The following is a 24,261-nucleotide window of genomic DNA, read 5'->3' as shown; positions in this document are numbered from 1 at the left end:
CCATTTACTTTTTACTTTTGAGGTTTGAATTAAGTTTTGATGGATCTGTTGCAGCCGCTGGCATTACCGCCTTACCCTTTTAAAATTACCGACAATAACGGGCAGCTTACCCTGTTTGATGAGATACGCAAACGCACCATCATCATTACGCCCGAAGAATGGGTGCGGCAGCATTTTGTACAGTACCTCATCCGCCAAAAAAATTATCCAAAAACATTGATAAGGCTCGAAGGTGGCTTGCGGGTGAACGGCATGCCCAAGCGTACCGATATCGTCATATTTAACCCGCAGGGCGAAAGGATACTGATGGTGGAATGCAAAGCGCCGTCGATAACAATAGATCAGAAGGTGTTCGACCAGATAGCCCGTTATAACATGACGCATAAGGTGGCCTTACTGGCTGTTACCAATGGCCTGCAACACTATTATTGCAGTATCGATCATGTAGCGTGCACCTACCGGTTTATTGAAGATCTGCCCGATTATAGATCATTGTAACTAAGCGAGGCTGATCAGGTTTTGGATCTTCTCGAACAGTTCCTCAGGCTTAAATGGTTTGGAAACATAATCGTTCATGCCCGAACTGAAAACCTTTTGCTTAATATCAAACAGTGCCGAAGCCGTAAGCGCGATAATAGGGATATTGGCCTTTTTAGTATCAGGCAACTTACGGATCTCTACAGCTGCATCGAAGCCGTTAAGCACGGGCATTTGCAGGTCCATTAATATAATATCGTAATTACTGTATTGCAGCATTTGTATGGCGCGTTCGCCGTTTTCGGCAATGGTGGGTGTTATTTTCCACTTAGCCAGCAGCTTTTTCATCAGCATTACGTTAACCACGTTGTCTTCGGCTATCAATATTTGCAGGTTGCTCAGGTCGTCGTGTGTTTGAAAGGTGGGCTTCACCTCATCGGCCACGGCCTCTACCTCGGTTGATACCGGGAACTCCATATTAAACGAAAACTCCGACCCGATACCTAACTTACTTACCACATTCATTTGCAAGCCTTGTAATTCAAGCAAGCGCTTTACAATGGCCAGGCCTAAACCGGTGCCGCCGTACTGGCGTGTAGTAGTAACCGACTCCTGAGCGAATGGTTCAAAGATCATCTCCAGGTTCTTCTTGTCGATACCTATACCGGTATCACGTACCGAAAAATTGACCATCACCGAGCCTTGCTTATCCTCCGCACAACTCACGCGTACCCAAATACAGCCTTCGGGAGTAAACTTAATGGCGTTACTCACCAGGTTAAATATAATTTGGGTGATGCGGGTAGGGTCACCCAAAAAGCTCCTGTCTTGTAGTTTATTGTCGATATCCAGCTTGAAGATGAGGCCTTTTTCGCCGGCCTTAATAATGAGGCCGCCGCAAATGCTGTGCATTAGTTCGTTCAGGTTAAAGCGGGTATTTTCAAACACCACCATGCCCGATTCTATCTTGTTAAAATCAAGCACATCGTTAACAATGGCCAGCAGGTTATTCGCCGAAAACTTCAGGATATCGAGGTTCTCCTGCTGATCGTTACGCGGGTTGTTCATCAGCAGTAAATTACTCATACCGATAACCGCGTTGAGCGGCGTACGAATTTCGTGCGACATGATAGACAGGAACTCCGACTTGGCCTGTGATGATTTTTCGGCCTTTTCAATAGCCCACTCAAGCTTGGCGTTAAGCCCGCTTTGCAGCCTGCTTGTATCTTTTAGCTGCTGTATGTTTGATACAAAGGCATTATAAAAATGGCTGTGTATAAAAATGATAAGCACGAAATTGGCGAAAATGCTGATGATCACGGTAGACTGATCTACGTTTTCGGGCTTTAAGCCGATAACGTAACTGTTTTCAAACCGCCATATTAAAAAAGCCAGTATAGGCAGCACGTTAGCCAGCGAATAAAAGATCCCCCAGCGTTGCCCCAGCATATAAAAGGAGAAAACGATCACCAAAATGATCACCTGGATGGTAATTACGTTTACGTTTTGCAGGGTAACATAAACATCAACCAGGTTCACTACTGTGCCTAAAGTAAGCAAGGCAACGGATACTACCTTCCAGCGGGGATTGTAGGTAATGGCCTTAAATAGCAGCAATACACAGGTAAGCATTATGCCTAATGTGTAAGTGAGTATTATTTGATGTTGAAGATATACATTGAAAAACAGGGCACCCAGTGCAACGGAAACTAAAAGTAAACCGTAGTACAGCAGGCGAACCTTAGCCTGGTCAATAATCGACTGACCATCGTTAAGTATAGGGCTAAGTGAAAAATTATAAAAGGACGCTTTTTTGCTCATTAATGTAACCGTGGTAACATATCATGCTTTAAATATTCAGCATATTTAAAGCATGATACCAACCATAGTAGCTACAATTAATTAGCCAAAAGATGCAAGCCTCGCCACAATGATGGCTAATTTGGCCTCGGCATCAGCCTTTTTCTTTCTTTCGTTTTCTATAATTTCGGGTTTCGCGTTCTGTACGAAGCGCTCGTTATTCAGTTTAGCATCAACAGATTTCAGGAAACCGATAAGATATGCTTTCTCTTTTTCCAGGCGTTCCTTTTCGGCGGCAACATCTACAGTTTCGTTCAGCGGAATAAAAAACTCGTCTGTTTGTGCTAAAAATGCGTTCGCGCCTTCCAGCTTTTCGTCAATAATGGTAAACTCGCTGATGTTACCAAGCTTGGTGATAATGCCTGCGTAAGCATTATAATCAATAGCCGAATTTATTTTTACCGACAGCGGTAACGCCTCTTTTGGTGATAGTTTATTATTACTACGAATATTCCTGATTTGAGTAACAACTAATTTTACCGTTTCAACATCGGCAAGTAGCTGTGTATTTATTTGCCCAAAGGTTGGCATTTGCGCCACGATAATACAATCTTTTGAATCGCGTGTTCCGAACAGTTCATCATGCCAAAGCTCTTCTGTAATAAAAGGGGTGAACGGATGTAACACCTTTAACAAGTTCTCGAAGAAACGGATAGTGTGGGTATATGTCTCCCTATCTATCGGCTGCTGGTACACAGGCTTTATCATTTCGAGATACCAGGCACAGAAATCGTCCCAAACGAGCTTATAAGTGGCCATTAAGGCTTCTGATAACCTGTATTGAGCAAAGTCGTCCTCTATTTCGGCAAGTGCCTGGTTAAAACGGTTTTCGAACCAGGTGATAGCAATTTTATTTTTTCCTTCCAAGCTATCGTCAACTTCCCAGCCTTTAACCAGTAAAAAAGCGTTCCAAATTTTGTTACCGAAGCTTGAACCCTGTACGCAGTCCTTTTCATCGAACATAATATCATTACCGGCAGGTGATGATAACAGCATACCAACACGTACACCATCAGCGCCGTATTTGGTGATCAGGTCTAAAGGATCGGGCGAGTTACCTAACGATTTCGACATTTTACGGCCCAGCTTATCGCGTACAATACCGGTAAGGTAAACGTTTTTGAACGGAACCTCGCCGCGCCACTCGTGCCCGGCCATGATCATTCTCGCTACCCAAAAGAAAAGAATTTCAGGAGCGGTTACCAGGTCGTTTGTTGGGTAGTAATAATTGATCTCGGCATTATCAGGCTCGGCAATACCATTGAATACCGATATTGGCCATAACCATGAAGAGAACCAGGTATCAACCACGTCTTCCTCTTGTGTAAGATCGGCCGCGGTTAGTTGAGCGTTGTCGGCAGAAAGCTTTTTGGCTTCTTCCAGTGCTTCCTCTACTGTTTTGGCTACCACAAAATCGCCGTTCGGCAGGTACCAGGCAGGTATTTGTTGCCCCCACCATAACTGGCGACTGATATTCCAATCCCTAACGTTCTCCATCCAGTGGCGATAGGTATTGATAAATTTCTCGGGGATCAGTTTTATCTCGCCATTCAGTACGTAATCCAGCGCAGGTTTGGCCATCTCTTCCATTTTGCAAAACCATTGCATGGATAGTTTGGGCTCAATAGCGGCATCGGTACGTTCCGAAAATCCTATTTGCGATTTGTAATCTTCTGTTTTCTCTAAATTACCGGCTTCTTCCAACAGCACAGCTATTTTTTTACGGGCAATGAAGCGGTCTTCACCAACCAGTATCTGCGCTTTTTCGTTCAGCGTACCGTCGTCGTTTAAAATATCTATAACCGGCAGCTTGTGTTTGATGCCCAGCTCATAGTCATTCAAATCATGCGCAGGGGTAACTTTCAGGCAGCCTGTACCGAAGTCCATAGCCACATATTCGTCCTGTATTACAGGTATAACCCTGCCAATTAGCGGCACATAAACGCTTTTGCCACGCAAATGGAAATAACGCTCATCGTTAGGGTTAACACAAATCGCGCTATCCGCCATAATGGTTTCCGGGCGCGTGGTAGCGATGGTTAGGTAGTTGTGAGTTGCGAGTTGTGAGTTGTGAGTATCTACACTACTTTCGGACTTCCCGTCTTCCGGACTTCCGGACTCAGCAGCATCTACTACTTGATACTTGACATAATACAGCTTCTGGTTAACTTCTTTGCGGATAACTTCTTCGTCGGATACGGCGGTTTTGCCCTGGGGATCCCAGTTTACCATGCGTACGCCGCGGTATATCCAGCCTTTTTTATACAGGTGGATAAAAGTATCTATCACAGCTTCGCTCATGTGCGGATCCATGGTGAAGGCGGTACGGTCCCAATCGCATGAGGCGCCTAACTTTTTAAGCTGCTCCAGTATGATGCCGCCGTATTTATTTTTCCAGTCGTAAGCGTGTTCCAGGAACTCGGTACGGGTAAGGTCTTTTTTGCTGATGCCTTTCTCTTTCAGCATGGCTACTACTTTGGCTTCGGTAGCAATGCTGGCATGATCTGTTCCGGGTACCCAGCAGGCATTTTTGCCTTTCATGCGGGCACGACGGATGAGTACATCCTGTATGGTATTGTTCAACATGTGGCCCATATGCAGTACCCCGGTTACGTTTGGCGGTGGTATTACAATTGTATAAGGTTCGCGTTCATCAGGTACCGAAGCAAAAAACTTTTGCTCCAGCCAGTAGCTATACCATTTATCTTCAAACTCTGCGGGCTGATATTTTTTAGAAATACTCATAAGCCGCAAAAATAATAAATCATTTCATTAGTCGGTCATTGCATTGGTCATTACGTCATTAGTCATTTCTTTGGTCATTGGGGCATTTGGTCATTGTTTATTTTTGGTATAGCCTGTTGCATGCAAGCAAATCAGTTCATCAACCTACTCACTAATCTCCATACAACTTACAACTCTCAACATACAACCCACACAACACAATAATCCGGCAAAATAAAAGTTATAGTATGGTAATTAATTGCAACGCATTATGAAAGTATTGTCCGTAAACAGATTATTACACGACCTTTTGAAACGGTCGCGATTAGAATTTCTGATCAACTGGTTTAACCGCTAAAAATATCCGGGCCCGTTAAACTAATACCCGGCAATACTGCGGCGGGCTGGGCATAGTATAAATTTTCTTAATACAAGTTCGTTAAAACGAGGCCGATACAATTGTATTGGCCTCGTTTTTTATGGGACGAATGTAAAAATGTTATTGAACCGCCTAATTGACTATGCAGACTTAGCCAACTCGGGGCAAACACTTATCTTTGCCGCCAATATTATGTTCATCAATCAATTTTACGACAAAGGACTGGCCCACGCATCGTACGCGGTGATACGTGCCGGCAAAATGATAGTGATAGACCCGGCGCGCGACCCGCAGCCGTATTACGATCTTGCAACCCTGCACGAAGCTGATATTGTGGGTGTTATTGAAACGCACCTGCATGCCGATTTTGTGAGTTCGCATCTGGAGATTCACCAGACAACCGGTGCTACTATTTACGTGAGCAAGGTTGCCCATGTTGATTATCCGCACGAAACGTTTGATGACGGCGACGTGATCAGCCTGGTCGATATCAAACTGAAAGCCATTAACACCCCCGGCCATTCGCCCGATTCAATCTGTATTTTGGTAGAGGATGAGAACGGCAGGGATACCACCATATTTACCGGTGATACGCTGTTTGTAGGCGATGTTGGTCGCCCGGATCTGCGTGAAACGGCTGGCAACGTTACCGCCAAAAAAGAAGAACTGGCCAAACAAATGTACCACTCCACCCGCGAAAAGCTGATGAAGCTGACTACCGACGTAGTGGTTTACCCCGCCCACGGCCCCGGCTCGTTATGCGGTAAAAATATGAGTCCCGATCTGCAAAGCACCATAGGCCGCGAACTGCGCGAAAACTATGCCTTGCAACTGATGGACGAGCTGAAATTTGTGAACCTGCTAATTGCCGATCAGCCTTTTGTGCCCCGCTATTTTGGCTTTGATGTGGAAACCAACAAGACCGGTGCAAGCGCCTTTAACGCTGGTGTTGAAGCTATTACGCACACCGCCACTATTGAAAAAGGCGCGCTGGTAATTGATAACCGCACTAAAAAGGATTTTGCACAAGGGCACATCAAAGGCGCTATTAATCTACAGGATGGCGAAAAATTTGAAACATGGTTAGGTTCGATATTAAATGCCGATGAACAGTTTTACCTGATAGGTACCGACCGCGAAGCTTTAGACATCGCTGTAAAGAAAGCCGCTAAAATTGGCTACGAGAAAAACATCAAAGCGGCGCTCAACAATGTTGACGGCCAAACACAAACTTCACCCGAGCTGAATTTTGAGGATTTTAAGGACAATCCCGATAACTACACCATCATTGATGTACGTAACCACAGCGAAATAGCCAAAGGCAAACTGTTTAAAAACGCTATTCCCATCCCGCTGCCCGAACTTCGCGACAGGCTAAACGAGATACCTACAGGTAAACCGATAGTAGTACACTGCGCGGCCGGTTACCGCTCCGCAGCAGGCAGCAGCATTATAGAGGGTGCAATTACTGAAGTACCGGTGTTCGATTTAAGTGAGCGGATCAATGGGTTTGCTGTGAAAAAGTAAAGGATATCAATTATTGAAGTAGGTGTTTTTTACTGTCATGCTGAGGAACGAAGCATCTATCACCAACTTGTATCGCGAAGAAGATTCTTCACTACGTTCAGAATGACAGCTTGTGAAAATATGCCATTCAAGGCTTTCTAAAAGTCAAACTAACATTCAAAACAATCATCTACCCCAACCATGACTGACCCCCTGAAAATAGTACCTACTGCCGATGGGTCGAATACCATATACAACGCGCAGGTGGGCGAAAACTACCACTCTAAACATGGGGCACTGCAAGAGAGTCAGCATGTGTTTTTAAATTCGGGCTTACGGTATTTTTTGGCTGATAAAGAAGTCGATGAGGTATCAGTATTGGAAGTGGGGTTCGGGACTGGATTGAATTTTTTATTAAGCGCCGATTTTTGCAGCGGCAAACAACTCTCGCTCAATTATACAGGCATAGAAGCCTATCCCTTAACACCCGAAATGATCAGCCAAACGGGTTATGAGCAATACGCTACCGGCGCTCTTTGGGAAAGTTTTTTAAATAGATACAACGATTCGCTTACAACCGAGGTGGGGTTAAACGATTACTGCAAGCTGCAAATAGCCCATTGCAAATTAGAAGATTTTAAATCGACCAAGCTTTATGATGTAATTTATTTTGATGCCTTTGCCGCCATACATCAGCCTGAAATGTGGGATGATACCGCCATTGCACATACGTTAAGTTTTTTAAAACCCGGTGGTGTGTTTGTTACTTACGCCATTACCGGCAACCTTAAGCGTGCCATAAAAGCGTTAGGTTTAAAGGTAGAGAAAGCACCCGGGGCACCCGGCAAACGCGAGATGCTGCGTGCTACAAAAAACCTGTAACACACCTGCTTTAAATTATTATTTTTACCAAAAAACAGCTTTATGCCATTAGTTCCTCCTGTTACCGCGTATACCCCTGCTTCTTCGTTCGAGCGTTTATTGGCCATTATGGACGATCTGCGTGCTAATTGCCCATGGGATAAAAAGCAAACTATGGAAACCCTGCGCCACCTCACCATCGAAGAAACCTACGAATTATCTGACGCGGTGCTGGGCAACGATACACAGGAAATAAAAAAGGAACTGGGCGATATTATGCTGCACCTCGTTTTCTACGCTAAAATTGCTTCAGAAACCAACGAGTTCACTATAACTGATGTGCTGAACGGCATCTGCGATAAACTGATCAACCGTCACCCGCATATTTACAGCGACACCGAGGTGAACGACGAAGCCGACGTAAAACGCAACTGGGAGCAAATTAAACTGAAAGAAGGCAATAAATCGGTATTAGGTGGCGTACCTGCCTCGTTACCCGCACTGGTGAAGGCTGCCCGCATACAGGAGAAGGCCCGTGGCGTGGGCTTCGATTGGGAAGAGAAAAGCCAGGTTTGGGCCAAGGTGGAAGAGGAGATGCAGGAGTTTAAAAACGAGTTTAATACCGAAACCGACACACCGATAGACCAGGATAAGGCCGAAGGCGAGTTTGGCGATCTGCTGTTCTCGCTCATCAACTATGCACGGTTTATCAACATCAATCCCGAGAACGCGCTGGAGAAAACCAACCGTAAATTCATCAAACGTTTTCAATATCTTGAAACCAAGGCACGCGAAAACGGCAAGCAACTGCACGACATGACGCTGGCCGAAATGGATGTGTTTTGGGACGAAGCAAAAAAATTATAAGTTTTTTTATTTTCTGCTGTAGCGTTTTGTAACCGACCTGCGTACGGGTTAAAAAAAGCTTAGGAAATGAAAAAGAACTTGATTTATGTGGCCCCGTTGGTAGCTTTAATTTTAGGAGGCATTTTAACCGGATGTCTTAAAACAAAAGAAAATACCCCAGCCCCTGTACCGTCCGGCAAATTTGGCGGGCAATTTAGAGTGATCCGTAAAAAAGCAACCGGTCCTGGTTTCGATACCATTGTCAGAACCACCACTTTTAAGTTGAACATGAAAGCCGACAGCGGCTATAAAGTAGTTGGTGATACTACTAAACATGCCGGCAGCCATGGCACTTACTCTAACAACGATTATTACATTCAGTTTAACGATGTTACCTACTCGGAAACCGATACTTCAAAAAAGAAGCACCTGGTAGGCGTATATCGTTTTTACTATGACGGGGATATACTGCAAATGGTGCGCAGTTACTCCGATACCCTTAGTTATCAATACGATTTGAAAAAAACGGCAAACTAAAACGTGTCTTTTCTTACCTTTACCTTACCTAATAAGGATAGTCACATCACCAGGCACCAGGAGCGTTTAATGCATCAAACCAAAAGCATTACTGAGAGCGAAATCGTCAGTCAATGTAAAAAAGGCAGCTTAAAATACCAGGAAGTACTTTACAAACAGTACTATGGGTATGCTATGGGTGTTGGTTTGAGGTACAGCATTAACCGCGATGATGCATTGGAGGCGGTGAACGATGCCTTTATAAAAGTGTTTAACAACATACACACCTATAATGAAGATAAACCCTTTAAGGCGTGGCTGCGTACAGTGGTGGTTAATACCGCTATTGACCAGCGCCGCAAGGGTTTAAAGTTTCAGCTGAATACAGATATAGATGACGCGCCGCAAATTGGGTACAACGCCAGCGTTGTAGGCACCCTTAACGCGCAGGACATTTTAAAGCTTTTAAATGAGTTGCCTGCCATACAGTCAACCATTTTTAACCTGTACGAAATAGATGGATATAATCATGATGAGATTGCAACGATGTTGGATATACCGGTAAGCTCTTCGCGTGTTTATTTAAGCAGGGCGAAAGAACGGTTAAGAAAAATTTTAAGTACGGAGGAACAAAGCTATGAGTGATCAGCTTGATGACGACTTAAAGAGACGCATTAGCGAGGTTTTCGATAACTACGAAGACGACTCAGCTGATGAAGGCTGGATGCTGCTCAGGGAAAAATTTCCTGAACAGTCAAAACATCGCGGTACTGCATGGCTGTGGTGGGCTTCTGCAGCCGCGGTGTTCCTGCTTGTTTTAGGGCTTGGTCTTTGGATCCGTTTTGACGGAGCCAATACCGAAACCAATAATTACGCTGTTAAACCGGTAAAACCTGCTCAGCAGCCTAACAAAATTGAAGATAGTATAAAACCTGTTATTAAGCAAGTACCTGCTACCGGCAATGATCTATTAGCATCAACAGGTGGCGAAACGCGGGTTAAACAGGCTTTCAGGCCGGCAGCCCCAGCATTAGGTCAGCGACCTTATGTGAGCCCTGTGCAGCCAAATGCGACAGATAGCCAAACCGCTGATTTGCGCGAAGCTATTGCAAGCGCTAAAACCACGGCAACAGCCGGAACAGATAGCGCCGCTATTATTAGTAATGCTAAAGCACAGCCGGTATATGCCGTTACGCAGCAACCACAGGTAAATACAGCAACCATTGCTACACAGCAACCCACGGTAAACGATCAGCCTGCTGCAAAACAACAGCCTGTAGTTACCACCCAACCTGCGGTTAAACAAGAGCCCGAAAAATCGGCTATTGAAAAACTGTTCGAGAGGGAACAGCGTGCCATGGCCAGCAATACCAAAAAAGCTGCGGATAGTAAAAACGAAGATAAACTGGTACACTTCGGTGTATATGCCGGTACCTATGTTAACTATGCCAAAGGCAGCGATAACCAGGTGAATGTTGGCGCAGGCTTAACGTCCGACTTTAAACTGACCAAAAAACTCAGGTTTTCTACCGGTGTATCTATCGCCCAAAACTCTATGAGTTATGGTACCGAGATACCCAAGGTAGCGGCGCAGGCCTCACTGATGGCAACCGCGGTACGTGAGCAATCGTTCAGTGGTATAACGGCACCGCCGGAGTTTAAAGATTATAACGCTTCATTGGTTGGCTTGGATATTCCGTTGAACCTGAAATATGAGTTTAACCCAAGCAAGAGCGATACCTACATTTCGGCAGGTGTAAGTTCGGGAACGTTTATTAACGAGAGTTATAACTATCGTTTCAGCTATTCGGCCCCGTTCAGCTACGCCAATAATCAAACCGAAAATGAGAATATCAATAAAAGCTTCAATAACTTTTATTTCGCCAAAACGCTCAATTTCGCCTTTGGTATAGGTTATCCGCTGGGTAAAAGCAACAGGTTGGTAATAGAGCCATTTGTTAAATACCCGCTGGCCGGTTTAGGCGCTCAGCAGATCCGTTTCGGCGCGGGCGGTGTAAACCTGAAGCTGAACTTTCAAACAAGAAGAAAATAAAACAGCAGTATATTAAATAGGTTCTTCCGGGTTTCCGGGAGAACCTATTATTCTGTAATGGTGATTACTACCCCGTACTTCTTATCCTTAATACCAAACTCTTTGGCGAGTTGATCTTTGCCTATTATTCTTAAACTTTTTAAGTTTTGCGCCGTAATAGGGGCAAAGGTAACTTCAAGCGAACCTTCAACTACATTGTTGTTGAGTATGTATTCAATATCTCCCTCGTCAATAAAGCCTTCGGCAAGTTTGGCATAGCTTGGGTTTTTGGCTATAAACAGGGCAGTGTAACGTTTCTTAACAAAGGCCGGGGTTTCCACGTAGATCACGCCGTCTTTAGCATCGGGGCCTGCTTTGGCTATGGCTATGCTATCTTTATACATGGTTACCGCTGCAACTTCTTCATTGCTGAAAATGCGTTGTTTGCCGGGCTTTAAACGTACGCTATCAATAAAATAAATGGGTGTTTTGTTAGTGTTCGGATTTACCGCGCCTGCCACTAAGGCTTCGCCCGGGCGTAATAAGGTTTGCGCTTTAACTGTAGCGACTGAAATTATTAATAAGGCTGCTGCTATTAATTTAGGGATAGATGTTTTACCGGTCATTATGTGTTTGATATGGTTATAAGGCAGCTAAATATAACGCTTTATCTGTACAATGCTATGTAGAATATGTTGATGATTGTGAAGTGCATTATTGAGAAGCCACGCACAAATTATTGCTCATATTATAGTGAAACATTAGTTTTTTGACAATTAAGCAACTTTTTACTCCTATTTAGAATAGAGTATTTCACAGGGTGGGAAAAAAGTTCGATAGATTTGGCAGATTATATCATATATTTAAATAATCAGCAAACGATTTTAACTACTTAACCTTTGTGTAAATGTTGTTTTCCCGCGGAGTAATTATATTATACTCTCAAATTATATTTGCTATTGTTTTTTCTTCGTGCCTGAACCGGGATAAGGCTACTGATGAAACCTATGTAAAAAAACAATTACAGGTTGCCGATAGCTTATACATTGCCGGCAGGGGCGATAGCGGTATAGCTGTTTTAAAGAAGCTGCGCCCCGGTATAAACATCGCCGATCCGCTTATTTGCGATTATTATTACTTGATGGCCCTGCACTATACATTGCAACCCGAAGTAATGCAATTATATGCCGATAGCGGGATGATCTTTTTTGCCAATACTGATAAAATAAAGCAATACCCAGAGCAATTTGTTAAGGTAATGGAAACCAGCGGTGATGTGTGCATCATGAAAAAGAAGTACAACGCGTCGCTGCATTATTACGATAAGGGCAGGCAGATATTAAAAGCAAACGGCAAATGTGATAACGGTAACTTCTCGTTAAAAATAGGCGGGATATTTTATAACCAAAAAAAGTTTTTACCCGCTGCACGCACATTGGTAGAAGGTTATAACCAACTGATTGCCTGTGATAATAACCTCACCCACGAGAAACGCTTTTTTCTGCGACAATCTACCTTAGATAATATTGGCTTGGCTTATGAACAGGGTGGTATGCTCGATAGCGCCAAATATTATTATGACAAAGACCTCGCTTATATCAACAAGATAGACAGCATGGCGCTTATTGATACGTTTTATTTGAACGCGGCACGTGTGGTGGTATACGATAACCTCGGCGGCTTTCACCTTAAGCGTGGCGATAACAGTATGGCGTATGATTACCTCAACATGGCCACTAAAATGCCTATTCGTGATGTGGATGGCATGCTGATACCGCCTTACAATAAACTGGCCGATTTTTATATTCAAACAAATAAGCTTACCGAAGCGAAAACTGCTTTAGATGAAGCACGCGGCAGGCTGAACAAATTCTACAAAGACAATCCCGAATCGGATATTAAATGGTATAGGCTTTACGCTTTGTATATGTTTAAAACCGGCCGGTATAATGAAGCCTATATAGCACAGGATAATTACATACGCCTGCGCGATTCATTAGCCGCGGGTTCGTCAAAGCTGTATCAGCTCGATGTTGACCGCGAACTGGATGCCATACACCAGCAGCAGGCGCTTTCTTCATTAAAGCAGCAGGATAAAATCAAACAGATCTCTTTAATAGGTACTTTCATTATTGTAGGGCTGTTTTTGGTGATCATTATATTGATTAGCCGCACGCTAAATAATAGCAAGAAGACCCAAACTATGATGAAGCTGCAAAACCAGCAGATGCACACAACGGTGAACGAACTGGAACGGGCTAATACCAATTACATCCGTATTATGCGCGTAATGGCGCACGACTTGCGTAACCCCATCTCAGGCATCACCGGACTGGCTGCTATGCTGTTGGATGAAGACGAATTTTCGGACGATAGCCGCCACCTGTTGCAACTCATCGAATCTACCGGGATCCACTCCATGGAGATGATCAACGAGTTGCTAAAATCAGGCCTGGCAGATGAGAACGAGGTGATGGCAACGCAAGAGATAGACGTGAAAGAATTACTGCGCGATTCGGTAGAGCTGCTTCAGTTTAAAGCCAACGAAAAACAACAGCAAATTATTTTTGATGCCGACGATACCCCGCTGGTTACCCACATAAACCACGAAAAAATATGGCGCGTATGCAATAACCTCATTGTAAACGCCATTAAATTCAGCCATACAGGTGGCATTATCAAAACGAGCATACACTTGTCCGGAGATGAAAGGAACATTATACTATCCGTAGCCGATAACGGCATCGGCATAGCCGATAAGGACAAGGATAGCATCTTCGAGATGTTTAGCCCCGCCAAGCGGGTAGGTACCAACGGCGAGCAACCTTTCGGCTTAGGCCTGTCCATCTCCAAAAAGATAATAGAAAAACATCACGGCAAAATCTGGTTCGAAAGTACCCCGAATGTGGGTACGGTGTTTTATATAGAGTTGCCTTGTGTATGAGGATGTTATATTCTTCACTGTCATCCTTGACCCCATATAAGTGTGCTTTTTAAAAGGATTACCCGCAGTCGCTACGGCTCCGGCCGAGTGACGACTATCCCGCGGCGTCCCGCCGCTTTACTGTAGAGTCGGTAAGCTGAAAGCTTACCCCATGCTTAAGTCACGAGTTACGCTATGCTAAACTCGCGACAGCCTTTATACGTCAGCAAACAGCTTCGGGCGAAAGCGGGCAGAACTGTGAAGGCCACGAGCGCAAAGGCGGGCATAGGAACTTGTTGCATGTGGGTGAGGATATGAGCAGCGGGGCAAAAGTTCCAGCCCTAAGTTCTGCACGTTTTGCAGCGCAGAGGCCATGTGCGGCAAAGAAGCCTTTTGCTGGACAAGCCTTTTGTTACTTTTGGGCTCAAAAGTAATGGGGCACTGCGCCCAAGAGCAGGCTAACATTAATCACAACACAACCATATCCTAAGTAGAGATTGCTTCGTTCCTCGCAATGACGCGGTTTTTATGGACAATGACTTCGTTAAACGCAAGAAACAACCTATTCCGCAACCGGCACAGTAAACCAAAACGTACTACCCTTACCAAATTCACTATCAACCCCAATTTTACCGCCATGGCGCTTGATGATCTCGGCACTGATGTACAGGCCCAGACCCAGACCGGCATTTTGGAAGCCTGAATTTTCGGCCTGGTAATAGCGGTCGAAGAGGCGGGCTATTTTGTCCTGCGGAATGCCGGGGCCATTATCTTTAACGGAGATCTTTACAAAGTCATCCAGCTTCTCTACAATCAGGAAGATCTCCAGCGAATCGGGGGCATACTTTACGGCGTTGTTCACCAGGTTTACCATTACCTGGTCAATAGCGTGTTCATCGGCATGCATTTTAGCTTCTTTATCGCCTTGGATAATCAGTTTATATTTATCAACCGTGCGGATGTCGTTACAGCACGACTCCAGCATGTCATTCACATTGAATACGGTTTTCTTCAGTCGTAATTGCGATTCGTTGGTGCGGTTAACATTCAGCAAGTCTTCCACCAGCGAACTGATCTTTTGCATGCTCCGGTTCGATTGATCTATTAGTTTATTAAACAGCGGACTCGTCGGGTTATCCTTCACCCTGTCCAGCAGTTGCAGCGATGCTTTGAGGCTGGTGATAGGCGTTTTAAGTTCGTGGCTGGCTATACTGATGAAGTCGTCTTTCTGCTGGTTTAAGCGGTGCACCTGCGTAATGTCCAGCAGGGTGCCCAATATTCTTTCGGGTTTGTTATCGGCATCAAAAAACACCTTGCCCTGTACCCGTATCCAGTGAATGGATTCATCGGGATGGATTATCCTTGCCTCGTAAAATAGTTTGCCGGTTTTATAAGCCTCATCGTGCGCAAGCAGGCGGGCGGTATTATCGTCAGGGTGGATCACCGATGCAAAGGTTTCCCATTTAACAGGTCCGCTAAACCCGAATATGGCGTTAAACCTGTCGGATGTGATCATTATCCGCTTTTTCAGGTTAAGGTCAAAAGTGCCAATTTCGGCGGCTTCAACGGCCAGTCTGCCGCGTTCTTCCGCTTCTTCAATATTTAGGCGGGCTATTACCTTTTCGGTAACATCAATGCCCAGTACCATTATGGCGGTTACGCTGCCATCGTACAATTTAACGGGTTCGTAAACAAAATCAATATATATATTCTCGGGCTGTCCGTTGCGTACAAGGGCTACATAATGCTCTTTGGCAACAAAAGGCACGCCTGTGGCAATAACGTTGTTCATCACCGGCGCGTACGATGCAGCGGCTTCAGGTACAACCTCCCATATCGTTTGGTGCTCAAATTCAGCCCGTTTTTTACCTACTAAAGCAAGGTAGGCGTTATTTACTTCCTGTATCATTAGGTCATCGGCACGTATAATGCACATGCCCACCGGGGCCTGGCGTACCATACTGCGGAAACGGGCATCGCCCTCCACCAGTTCATGATACAGCTTTTGTTGCTGATGCTGCGATTCTATCAGTTCCTCGTTTGTAGCTATCAGTTCTTCGTTTGAGGCAGAAAGTTCTTCATTCATTGCCGAAACTTCTTCGGCCAGGTTTTGCTCCCTTTGCTGACTTAAATAACGTGCGCTAACATCGGTAGCGGTGTGTAGTATGCAGTACGTTTTGCCCTCGTTGTTTTTAATGGCGCGGTACTCAAAATCGAAATAATAGGTTTGCAAAGTACCGTCAACAATCAAGTCGGCAGGGGTATCGGTACCCGAAATGGTGATGCCCTCGTTCCACACTTTTCTGAACAGATCAATAAACGGTTGACCTTTCAATTCGGGCAGGGCATCTTCAAGCGACTTGCCAATCACGCTTTTATCCTTGCCCCAAATAGCAATCATGGAGTCGTTGGCGTATTCAATAACACTATCTTCACCCACATGTATCGCTATTCCGTTTTGGTATAAGGCCAAAACATTTAGAAGTTGCTCGTTACTTAAGGAATAGGAAGGCTCGCTCATGAATGCAATGTTAATAATAGTAAAGTTATTTTAACTGCATCATGTGCAAAAAGTTTGCCAGCATTGGGAGAGAGGTACTTATAATTCTGACTAATACTATAATTCAATTAAAAGCCATATAATTACCTATATATTTATATTAGCTCAACCTAAACATTAAATTCGTTATGATACTTATAATAGATGAGATCCAGATTCTGAAAAAAAATGAAGGTATTCAATTGCCAGACTTTGTAGTTATCACAGGGGCGAATGGTTCTGGTAAATCAAAGTTACTAAGTGAACTTGCTTTTGGTAATCCTTGTTATTTAACCGATGATAATGGCAATCGATATATAAGAAAGAATATTTTCAATGTAAGTCCAGATGTTGAGTCTCGTATGCAAGTGAAGCCGCATATAGTTGAGATGAAGGATTATGAAACACAATTAGCACTTCTAAAATATTATATTAGAGAACGGGAAAGTGAAAACGATATACTAAGTCGCGATTTCGTGTATGAAGCTTTTAACAGATTGGGGAATGTGTTTATTGATTCAGGAGTTTCTTTACCGAACGTAAATGAAGTCCATATAGACAATATCAATTACGTAATAAAAAAAAGCAAAAAAAAGCCACAGGATATAGGCATTCACGATTTCTTTGTGTATAAAAGAATCGGATATACTGGCTTATTGCAGTCAAATTTGAATGACTTGTTTAAGCAATATATTTATAAGTATAAGTTTTATAGATATCTTATAAGTGTTGAATCTCCGCCTTGGGTTGTATTTAATAATTTAATGGCTGAATCCGGATTAAATTACAAAGTATCAATGCCAGACTTAGATGGTGAATTAACAAATTTAGATTTAGATATACATTTAATAAAGAATGGTGAAAGAATAGAATTTACCGATCTTTCATCAGGTGAAAAGGTTATAATGTCACTCATATTTGCGATGTATAATTTTGCAAGTGAAACCCCTGAAAATCCTTATCCTGAATCTATACTTCCCGAATATATACTGTTTGATGAGCCTGATGCAACTTTGCACCCGTCGATGGTTAAGTACTTCTTAAATGTTCTTGAGAAATACTTTTTAGGTAAGAAAGAGATAAAATTAATTATGACAACTCATTCTCCTACAACGGTCGCATTAGCCCCAGAAGATTCTATTTTCCTTATGGATGATGGTGTTTTAAAAAGGTCTGATAAAGCAATCGCTATTAAATCACTTACTGTAGGGTTGAAAAATTTAAGCATTTATTATAATCATAGAAAGGATGTGTTTGTAGAATCTGGCACCGACAAATATTTTTTTGAAAGGATATATGAAAAGTTAAAAGACTTGAGATTAGAAAATGATATATCGTTACATTTTATTTCTTCGGGCGATAAGGGCAGTGGATGGGTAAATGTGAATAGACTCGTTAAAGATCTGACTGATTCAGGAAATAAATCTACCTGTGGAATAATTGATTGGGATAATAAGCATAATGAATCGGATAGAGTAAAATTATTAGGAGGAGGGAAACGTCATTGTATAGAGAATTATATTTTAGATCCTCTACTTTGGGGGTTATTTATTATCCAAGATAATCATCCAAATTTTAATGAATATTATGGCCTAAACAAAGTTGATGACCATACGAATTATTTAGATTTTGACAGTGAGAAACTACAGAATATCGTAAATGCTGTAATCGGAAAATTAGAGAATGCAATAGGAAAAATTGAGCAGGTTGTAAATATTGAATCTAAAGAAAAATCCATACCTATCGAAAAATTAGATGAGCAAAATTTAAAGCAAATATCTGTAGAACTGATAAATAGGACTATAATAACCTTGCCACAATGGTTTATGCTTTCAAAAAAAGAAGCTTTGGAAGAAATATATTTCACAGCTTACCCAAATGTTTGGAAAAAACACAATGGAAATGGTAATATTAAGAATACTTTAATAACAAAAACATTAAGTATATACATTAAGCTACTCCCTATTGATATTCTTGAAACGTTCAAAAAAGTTCAGGAAATACCTTATAATTAAAGATGCTATAAACATCTCTTAATGATTTGTATTTTTTATTACATCTGTAAAGAACAAAAATTTACTTCTACTTTTGCAGGAATTGCCGTTTTTAACAGCATCAAAAAACACAAACAAACATGAATCATTGGTTAGTAAAATCAGAACCATTTAAATATAGCTGGGATAAATTTAACGAGGACGGTCGTACGTTTTGGGATGGGGTGCGCAATTACCAGGCACGCAACAACCTGCGCGAAATGAAAGAGGGCGATTTAGTGCTTTTTTATCACAGTAATGAGGGTAAAGCCGTTGTGGGTATAGCCAAAGTGGTTCGCGAAGCCTACCAGGATCCAACTACCGACGATACCAACTGGGTAGTGGTTGATCTTTCGCCTGTTGAAAGCCTCAAAAAACCTGTAACCCTCGAACAAATAAAAGCCGACGAGCAACTGAAAGACGTAGGCCTGGTAAGGCAGGGCCGCCTTTCGGTAATGGCATTAAAACGCGAAGAGTTCGACAGGATACTGGAGTTAGGTAACTGATCAGCCTACAATATCGGGCATAAACAGCGCCTTTAGTTCGGTAGCGTCATGCGGTTTCATTTTGCCGCCCAGTATCAGGCGTAGCTGCCTGCGGCGAAGCGCGCCATCAAAAAGAGCTTTTTCCAGCTTAGTTTCGGGGACAAGCTCGGGCACGGGTACGGTGTTGCCGTCTTCATCCAAAGCCACAAAAGTATAATAGGCCTCATTGCATTTTACACTGGTACCCGATGGGATGTTTTGTCCCCATACGTCCAGCTTAACTTCCATAGAGGTATTAAAGGCACGGGTAACCTTGGCCTCAATGCTGATCACGTCGCCCAGTTTTACCGGTTTCTGAAAAGATACATTATCAACAGAGGCGGTAACCACCACCCGGTTGCTGTGCTTTTGCGCGGCAATGGCGGCGGCAATATCCATCCAGTGCAGCAAACGCCCGCCCATCAGGTTATGTAACGGATTGGTATCATTGGGTAATACCAGCTCATTCATTATCGTAAGGGAATCTTTTGGCGTTTTTTGTTTCATACGGAGGTTAATATTGTGTGTAAATATACGCTTTAAGCGGCTTTATGTTTGCATAGCCGCCCCGGCTATTGTTGGGTTAGCTTAAATCTGTTAGCTTTAGCCGTTAAAATAACTGATCTTATAAAGCAAAAAATGAAAAATCATTCCGTAAGGGGTTTGATAGGCGCTGCGGCTATATACTGCCTGTTGCCTTTCAACCTTTCTGCACAAAGCAAACAGCAATACAGCAATATTGCCGATGCGCTCATGTCGGCCGGTAAATTGCGCGGCAAGTCGGGCCCGCAAAGCGTAAACTGGATCAACGATGGCGAAAAATACTCGTTCATCAGCAATGGCGATATCCGCTCGCTCAACCCTAAAACCCTTGCCGACGAGTTGGTATTTACCAGTAAAGGCCTCAAAACACCGGGTACCGGTACCGATTTCGCGTATCAATCGTTCCAATGGTCGAAAGATTCCAAACACATCGTTTTCCAGAGCAATTTTAAGCCCATCTATCGCCGCTCGGGCGTTTTCGACTATTACCTGTACGATATTGAAACCAAGCAGTTGAAAGAAGCAGCTAAGAATGCGCGTTCGGCAGAGCTTTCGCCCGATGGCGCTAAAGTAGGTATTGAGCGTAAAGGCAATATGTTTGTATACGATTTTGCTACCGCGAAAGAACTACAGTTAACCAACGATTCAACCGACGAACACGGCATTTTTAACGGCCATTACGATTGGGTATATGAAGAAGAGTTTGGACAGGCACAAGCCTGGAACTGGTCGCCGGATAGCAAGTATATTGCTTTTTGGCAGTTCGACGAGCATAAGGTGCCCGATTTTCAGATGACCAATTACGAAGGTCTGCATCCCGATAATATCAACATTTCTTTACCACAGGTGGGCGATGCCAACCCATCGGTAAAAATTGGTGTGGTTGATGCCACAACAGGAAAAAAAGTTTGGCTTACGCCTGATGAAACCGGTGATTTCTATATCCCCCGTATCTACTGGACAAACAACCCCGACGAGCTGGCGCTGATGACCCTCAACCGGGCGCAAAACCACATGAAACTGTACTTTTTCAACGTTAAAACAGGCGCGCACCGCGTAGTGCTTGAAGAGAAGAACAATACCTGGGTGGCCATATTTAATTTTTACACCAACGTAAACGATATGATCTATTTCCCTAAAAAATCGAAAGAGTTTTTTTGGGTGAGCGATCGCAGCGGCTATTACCACATTTACCGTTACGGTTACGATGGCAAACTGCTTAACCAGGTGACCAAAGGCAATTGGGACATGCTGAAGGTACGCGGCATTAACCCCGAAACCAAAACGGTATACTACCTGTCGGCAGAGGCTTCACCTTTGGAGCAGCAGTTTTATTCGATAAAGTTTGATGGCAGTAAGAAAACAAGGCTGTCGCAACTGGCAGGTTTCCATGATGTGGATATGTCGCCCAATACCAAGTATTACCTTGATGAATACAGCAACCTGAGCACCCCGCTGCACATTGCCCTTAATGATGATAAAGGCAAAACCATTAAGCTGTTAGAGGATAACAAAGAAGTTAACGAATACCTTAAAGGGCATGATTATTCGGCACCCGAACTGTTCAAATTTAAAACAAGCGACGGCGTAAACCTGGATGGCTACGTTATAAAACCCTTCAACTTCGACCCGGCCAAGAAATACCCTGTGGTGATGACCGTTTACGGCGGTCCGGAATCGCATGGTGTATTCAACCGCTTTTCGGGCAATGGCTGGCAGCAGTGGCTTGCCCAAAACGGCTATATTGTGGTTGATGTAAACAACCGTGGTATTGCCAACTATGGCAGCAAGTTTATGAAGGTGGTTTACAAACAACTGGGTAAATGGGAAAGCCATGATTTTGTGGAGACAGCGAAATACTTAGGCTCGTTACCTTATGTAGATACCGCTAAACTGGCCATTATGGGTACCAGCTATGGCGGCTACAGCACTACGTATACCTTGCTAACCCATCCGGGCGTGTTTAAGGTGGGTATAGCCAATTCGCCCGTTACCGACTGGCGTTTGTACGACGACGTGTACACCGAGCGCTACATGGGCCTGGTAGGCGACAATGCCGAAGGCTATAAAAACAGCGCCGACATGACCCACGCCGCCAACCTGAAAGATCATTTGCTGCTGGTACATTCCATGAGCGATGACAACGTGCACCCGGCCAACACCATGCAACTGCTCACCGCCCTAACCGATGCCGGTAAAGATGCCGACCTGCGCATCTTCCCGAAAGGAGCACACGGCGCGGCATACAGTTTCCAAAGCTATATACTATTATCCAAAATTAATTTTCAGTACCTCGAAAGGTACCTGAAAGGTAAAAGCGATTTGCCTAATTTGAATAGCAGTAAGTAAAATCATTTCGCGTTGATGCGAGGAGCGAAGCAATGTTTAGCTATACAGAGCCGCTTGGCCTGTGTAGCTAAACATTGCTTCGTTCCTTGCAATGACGTGTTTTTTTGCCTCACCCAACCCTCTCCATGGGAGAGGGCTTTAGAAAATGTCATCTCTTTTCCCATCAGCAAACAGCTTCGGGCGAAAACGGGCAGGACATTGCGCTATTGCCAACATCGTTCTGCCTCGTAACCTGTGCATGTGGTAAAAAGTGTACTTATTAAATACGCATCTATTGTACAGCGGCGGGATGCCGCGGGATAGCCGTCACTCGGCCGGAGCCGTAGCGACTGTTGCTTTTTTTGTTTCAAACAAAAGTACTACCCTAACATAACCGAAAAAATGCGGCATCGTAAGGAACGGGTAGCACTATCCCTGCCAAAGCAGAAACTTTAATAGTTCCTTGCGCAGCCGCGACTTTTCTTTTTTGGTTCTTTTTTTCTTTTGAGAGGAAAAGAAAAAAGAACATCCACTAACGATGATAATAGCACTACCATTCCTAACAAGGCACTACCAAAAGCATGCTTCTACTTCTTCCCCGTATTCACTTGCTGAAACCCAGCCAACTCTTCCCATCTCGCGCCCGGCGGACGATAGTAAACCAATAACTGGTAATCATTCTCTGTTTCGTAATGGCTGCCCTCTAAAGGTACGTCGTCGGCTTTATTATTACGATCAACCCAAATGTATTCGTAATCATACACACCCTGTTTGAGGAACAGCGTGGTGAAAAAACGGCCGCTGGCGGCATCGTAATTCAGTTTGTTGCTTTCGGTAAGCTTATAGTTATTGAACCGGCCTACTACATATACCGATCCCTCTGCCGCCGTTTTATTGGCATTGAGGTTGAAGGATACGTGCGCGTAATCGGCATCTATACGGGCATCGGTACCATCCTGGTTCAGTATGTAAAAGTTGCCGTTATTATCGTATTGGAAACTGTAATTGGCATTGGCCCGGTTTTCATCGCGAAGCAGTTCAACCACATTGGCGGTATCGCGGGTAATGTGCGCAATGTGCGGCGCCCCGGCTTTCAGGCTACGCATATCAAAGTAGCGGAACTCGTTACGGCCGGGCATATCGTTTATGTTTACATCATTGTATATCAATTGCGAACCACGGATGTAAGTTGGCTTCATATTTATAATGCCGATCTCGCTGCGGGCATTCTGCATCACAAATACGCGGATATCCGTACCCGGGTTTTGTACCCGGAGCGTGCCATAATCAACCTGGAAATTCAGCTTCTGATTAGTTTGCCGGGTAACAACGTTGTTTGACGGTACAATGGTAGCGCCAATATTAATGCGGGTATTGAGCACATATATACGGCGGGTGAAGATGATATTCTTCTGATCGCCATCCTCGTATACCTTTAAAATATAATTGCCCGCGTACTTGGGTATAATATTACTGTTGGGGAAGGATACTTCGTAATGGATATATTTACGATAAGTGCCCGATGAATATTTGTAGTTCAGTATCCTGTCTTCAGTAAAGCTTTGCAGGTATTCGGCAGGGGATAGGTTTGATGAGTTCCAGTTGGCATCGCAATGTTCGAGGGTATAATAAAAATTGCGCGTTTGGGCGCTTAGGTCATCAAAGCCAATCACAATCTTTTCGTCGCTACCAAGGTTGATCATCGGGAGTGAGCCTTGTTTCCCCTCTTTATAACATTCGATGCTTTTTATTTCGTGTTGGTAGTCGATATTATCGTAAGGTTGGGCAAAGGCAAAGGCACTGTTTAACAAAAATACTATCCAGCATAACGATATTTTGTTAAGAATGATCTTCATTTATTTTAATTGGCAGAATTATAAACTTTACTAAAGTACATGTAAATGTTCATGATAGCCAAAATTAAAAAAGGTATGCCTGTACAGAAGCTAAACATAGATAATGAGTCGCCATTAACAATATTATGCGTTAGATATAAAAAACCTGTAACGCATAATATTGTCCCTGTAATATTAAAGTTTTTGGGTACGTTAAAAAGTGAAAGAAACATACATGTCTGACCTAATAACGAAAGAGCAGCAGTAACAACTATTGAACTTTCATAATCTGTATTAAACAAGGAGCCGTTATAAAAACTGGAGGGTTTTAATAA

General features: G+C 43.6%; 17 protein-coding genes. 11 read left to right on the top strand and 6 right to left on the bottom strand.

Annotated features, from left to right (window positions below; genetic code table 11):
* Window positions 1-39: 39 nt before the first annotated feature.
* Window positions 40-498: a type I restriction enzyme HsdR N-terminal domain-containing protein gene (locus AC07NA_RS22675; RefSeq protein ID WP_494900014.1), complete on the top strand. Its 459-nt coding sequence runs from the start codon at window positions 40-42 to the stop codon at window positions 496-498.
* Here AC07NA_RS22675 and AC07NA_RS22670 read toward each other — a convergent pair whose 3' ends face one another.
* A complete protein-coding gene (locus AC07NA_RS22670; protein ID WP_345214239.1) occupies window positions 499-2,298 on the bottom strand; it encodes an ATP-binding protein in 1,800 nt (599 codons plus the stop codon). It lies immediately after the preceding gene.
* An 81-nt stretch (window positions 2,299-2,379) separates the two neighbouring features.
* Entirely contained in the window at window positions 2,380-5,082 is a 2,703-nt protein-coding gene (locus AC07NA_RS22665; RefSeq protein WP_494900012.1) for a valine--tRNA ligase, read from the bottom strand.
* Between the two features lie 475 nt (window positions 5,083-5,557).
* On the opposite strand from AC07NA_RS22665, the gene AC07NA_RS22660 reads away from it, so the two are divergent.
* The 6 genes from AC07NA_RS22660 (at window position 5,558) to AC07NA_RS22635 (ending at window position 11,222) form a co-directional block, all read left to right on the top strand.
* Window positions 5,558-6,967 (top strand): rhodanese-like domain-containing protein, encoded by a 1,410-nt coding sequence (locus tag AC07NA_RS22660; RefSeq protein ID WP_494900010.1) that lies wholly within the window; start codon window positions 5,558-5,560, stop codon window positions 6,965-6,967.
* Window positions 6,968-7,147: 180 nt separating this feature from the next.
* Entirely contained in the window at window positions 7,148-7,828 is a 681-nt protein-coding gene (gene mnmC2 / locus AC07NA_RS22655; RefSeq protein WP_494900008.1) for a tRNA (5-methylaminomethyl-2-thiouridine)(34)-methyltransferase MnmC2, read from the top strand.
* Window positions 7,829-7,870: 42 nt separating this feature from the next.
* Window positions 7,871-8,674 (top strand): nucleoside triphosphate pyrophosphohydrolase, encoded by an 804-nt coding sequence (gene mazG, locus AC07NA_RS22650; protein WP_494900006.1) that lies wholly within the window; start codon window positions 7,871-7,873, stop codon window positions 8,672-8,674.
* Between the two features lie 66 nt (window positions 8,675-8,740).
* Complete coding sequence (locus tag AC07NA_RS22645; RefSeq protein WP_494900004.1) at window positions 8,741-9,190, top strand: hypothetical protein; 450 nt, start codon at window positions 8,741-8,743, stop codon at window positions 9,188-9,190.
* Between the two features lie 3 nt (window positions 9,191-9,193).
* Complete coding sequence (locus tag AC07NA_RS22640) at window positions 9,194-9,814, top strand: RNA polymerase sigma factor (protein WP_494900002.1); 621 nt, start codon at window positions 9,194-9,196, stop codon at window positions 9,812-9,814.
* Window positions 9,807-11,222, top strand: coding sequence for a porin family protein (locus AC07NA_RS22635; protein ID WP_494900000.1), 1,416 nt, complete (start codon window positions 9,807-9,809; stop codon window positions 11,220-11,222). Before AC07NA_RS22640 ends, AC07NA_RS22635 begins: the two co-directional genes overlap by 8 nt.
* Before the next feature lie 47 nt (window positions 11,223-11,269).
* On the opposite strand, the gene AC07NA_RS22630 is transcribed toward AC07NA_RS22635, so the two are convergent.
* Window positions 11,270-11,827, bottom strand: a complete 558-nt coding sequence (locus AC07NA_RS22630) for a hypothetical protein (RefSeq protein ID WP_494899999.1) — start codon at window positions 11,825-11,827, stop codon at window positions 11,270-11,272.
* Window positions 11,828-12,108: 281 nt separating this feature from the next.
* Here AC07NA_RS22630 and AC07NA_RS22625 point away from each other — a divergent pair, with 281 nt between their 5' ends.
* Complete coding sequence (locus tag AC07NA_RS22625) at window positions 12,109-14,145, top strand: ATP-binding protein (RefSeq protein ID WP_494899997.1); 2,037 nt, start codon at window positions 12,109-12,111, stop codon at window positions 14,143-14,145.
* Window positions 14,146-14,686: 541 nt separating this feature from the next.
* Here AC07NA_RS22625 and AC07NA_RS22620 read toward each other — a convergent pair.
* Complete coding sequence (locus tag AC07NA_RS22620; protein WP_494899995.1) at window positions 14,687-16,645, bottom strand: PAS domain-containing sensor histidine kinase; 1,959 nt, start codon at window positions 16,643-16,645, stop codon at window positions 14,687-14,689.
* A gap of 167 nt (window positions 16,646-16,812) precedes the next feature.
* On the opposite strand from AC07NA_RS22620, the gene AC07NA_RS22615 reads away from it, so the two are divergent.
* Window positions 16,813-18,678 (top strand): AAA family ATPase, encoded by a 1,866-nt coding sequence (locus AC07NA_RS22615; RefSeq protein WP_494899993.1) that lies wholly within the window; start codon window positions 16,813-16,815, stop codon window positions 18,676-18,678.
* A 119-nt stretch (window positions 18,679-18,797) separates the two neighbouring features.
* Window positions 18,798-19,202 carry an EVE domain-containing protein gene (locus AC07NA_RS22610; protein WP_494899991.1) on the top strand — a complete coding sequence of 135 codons (405 nt, stop codon included), beginning with the start codon at window positions 18,798-18,800 and terminating at the stop codon, window positions 19,200-19,202.
* Here AC07NA_RS22610 and AC07NA_RS22605 read toward each other — a convergent pair whose 3' ends face one another.
* Window positions 19,203-19,727, bottom strand: a complete 525-nt coding sequence (locus tag AC07NA_RS22605; RefSeq protein ID WP_494899989.1) for an acyl-CoA thioesterase — start codon at window positions 19,725-19,727, stop codon at window positions 19,203-19,205. It lies immediately after the preceding gene.
* Between the two features lie 132 nt (window positions 19,728-19,859).
* Between AC07NA_RS22605 and AC07NA_RS22600 the strand changes: the two genes are divergently transcribed.
* Window positions 19,860-22,112, top strand: a complete 2,253-nt coding sequence (locus tag AC07NA_RS22600) for a S9 family peptidase (RefSeq protein WP_494899987.1) — start codon at window positions 19,860-19,862, stop codon at window positions 22,110-22,112.
* A gap of 566 nt (window positions 22,113-22,678) precedes the next feature.
* On the opposite strand, the gene AC07NA_RS22595 is transcribed toward AC07NA_RS22600, so the two are convergent.
* Complete coding sequence (locus tag AC07NA_RS22595) at window positions 22,679-23,947, bottom strand: type IX secretion system plug protein (protein WP_494899985.1); 1,269 nt, start codon at window positions 23,945-23,947, stop codon at window positions 22,679-22,681.
* Between the last annotated feature and the right edge of the window lie 314 nt (window positions 23,948-24,261).

This window comes from Mucilaginibacter sp. GW821-FHT07G05, assembly GCF_059418565.1.
The sequence above is the reverse complement of the archived record's forward strand: the minus strand, read 5'-3'. Positions and strand labels throughout refer to the sequence as shown.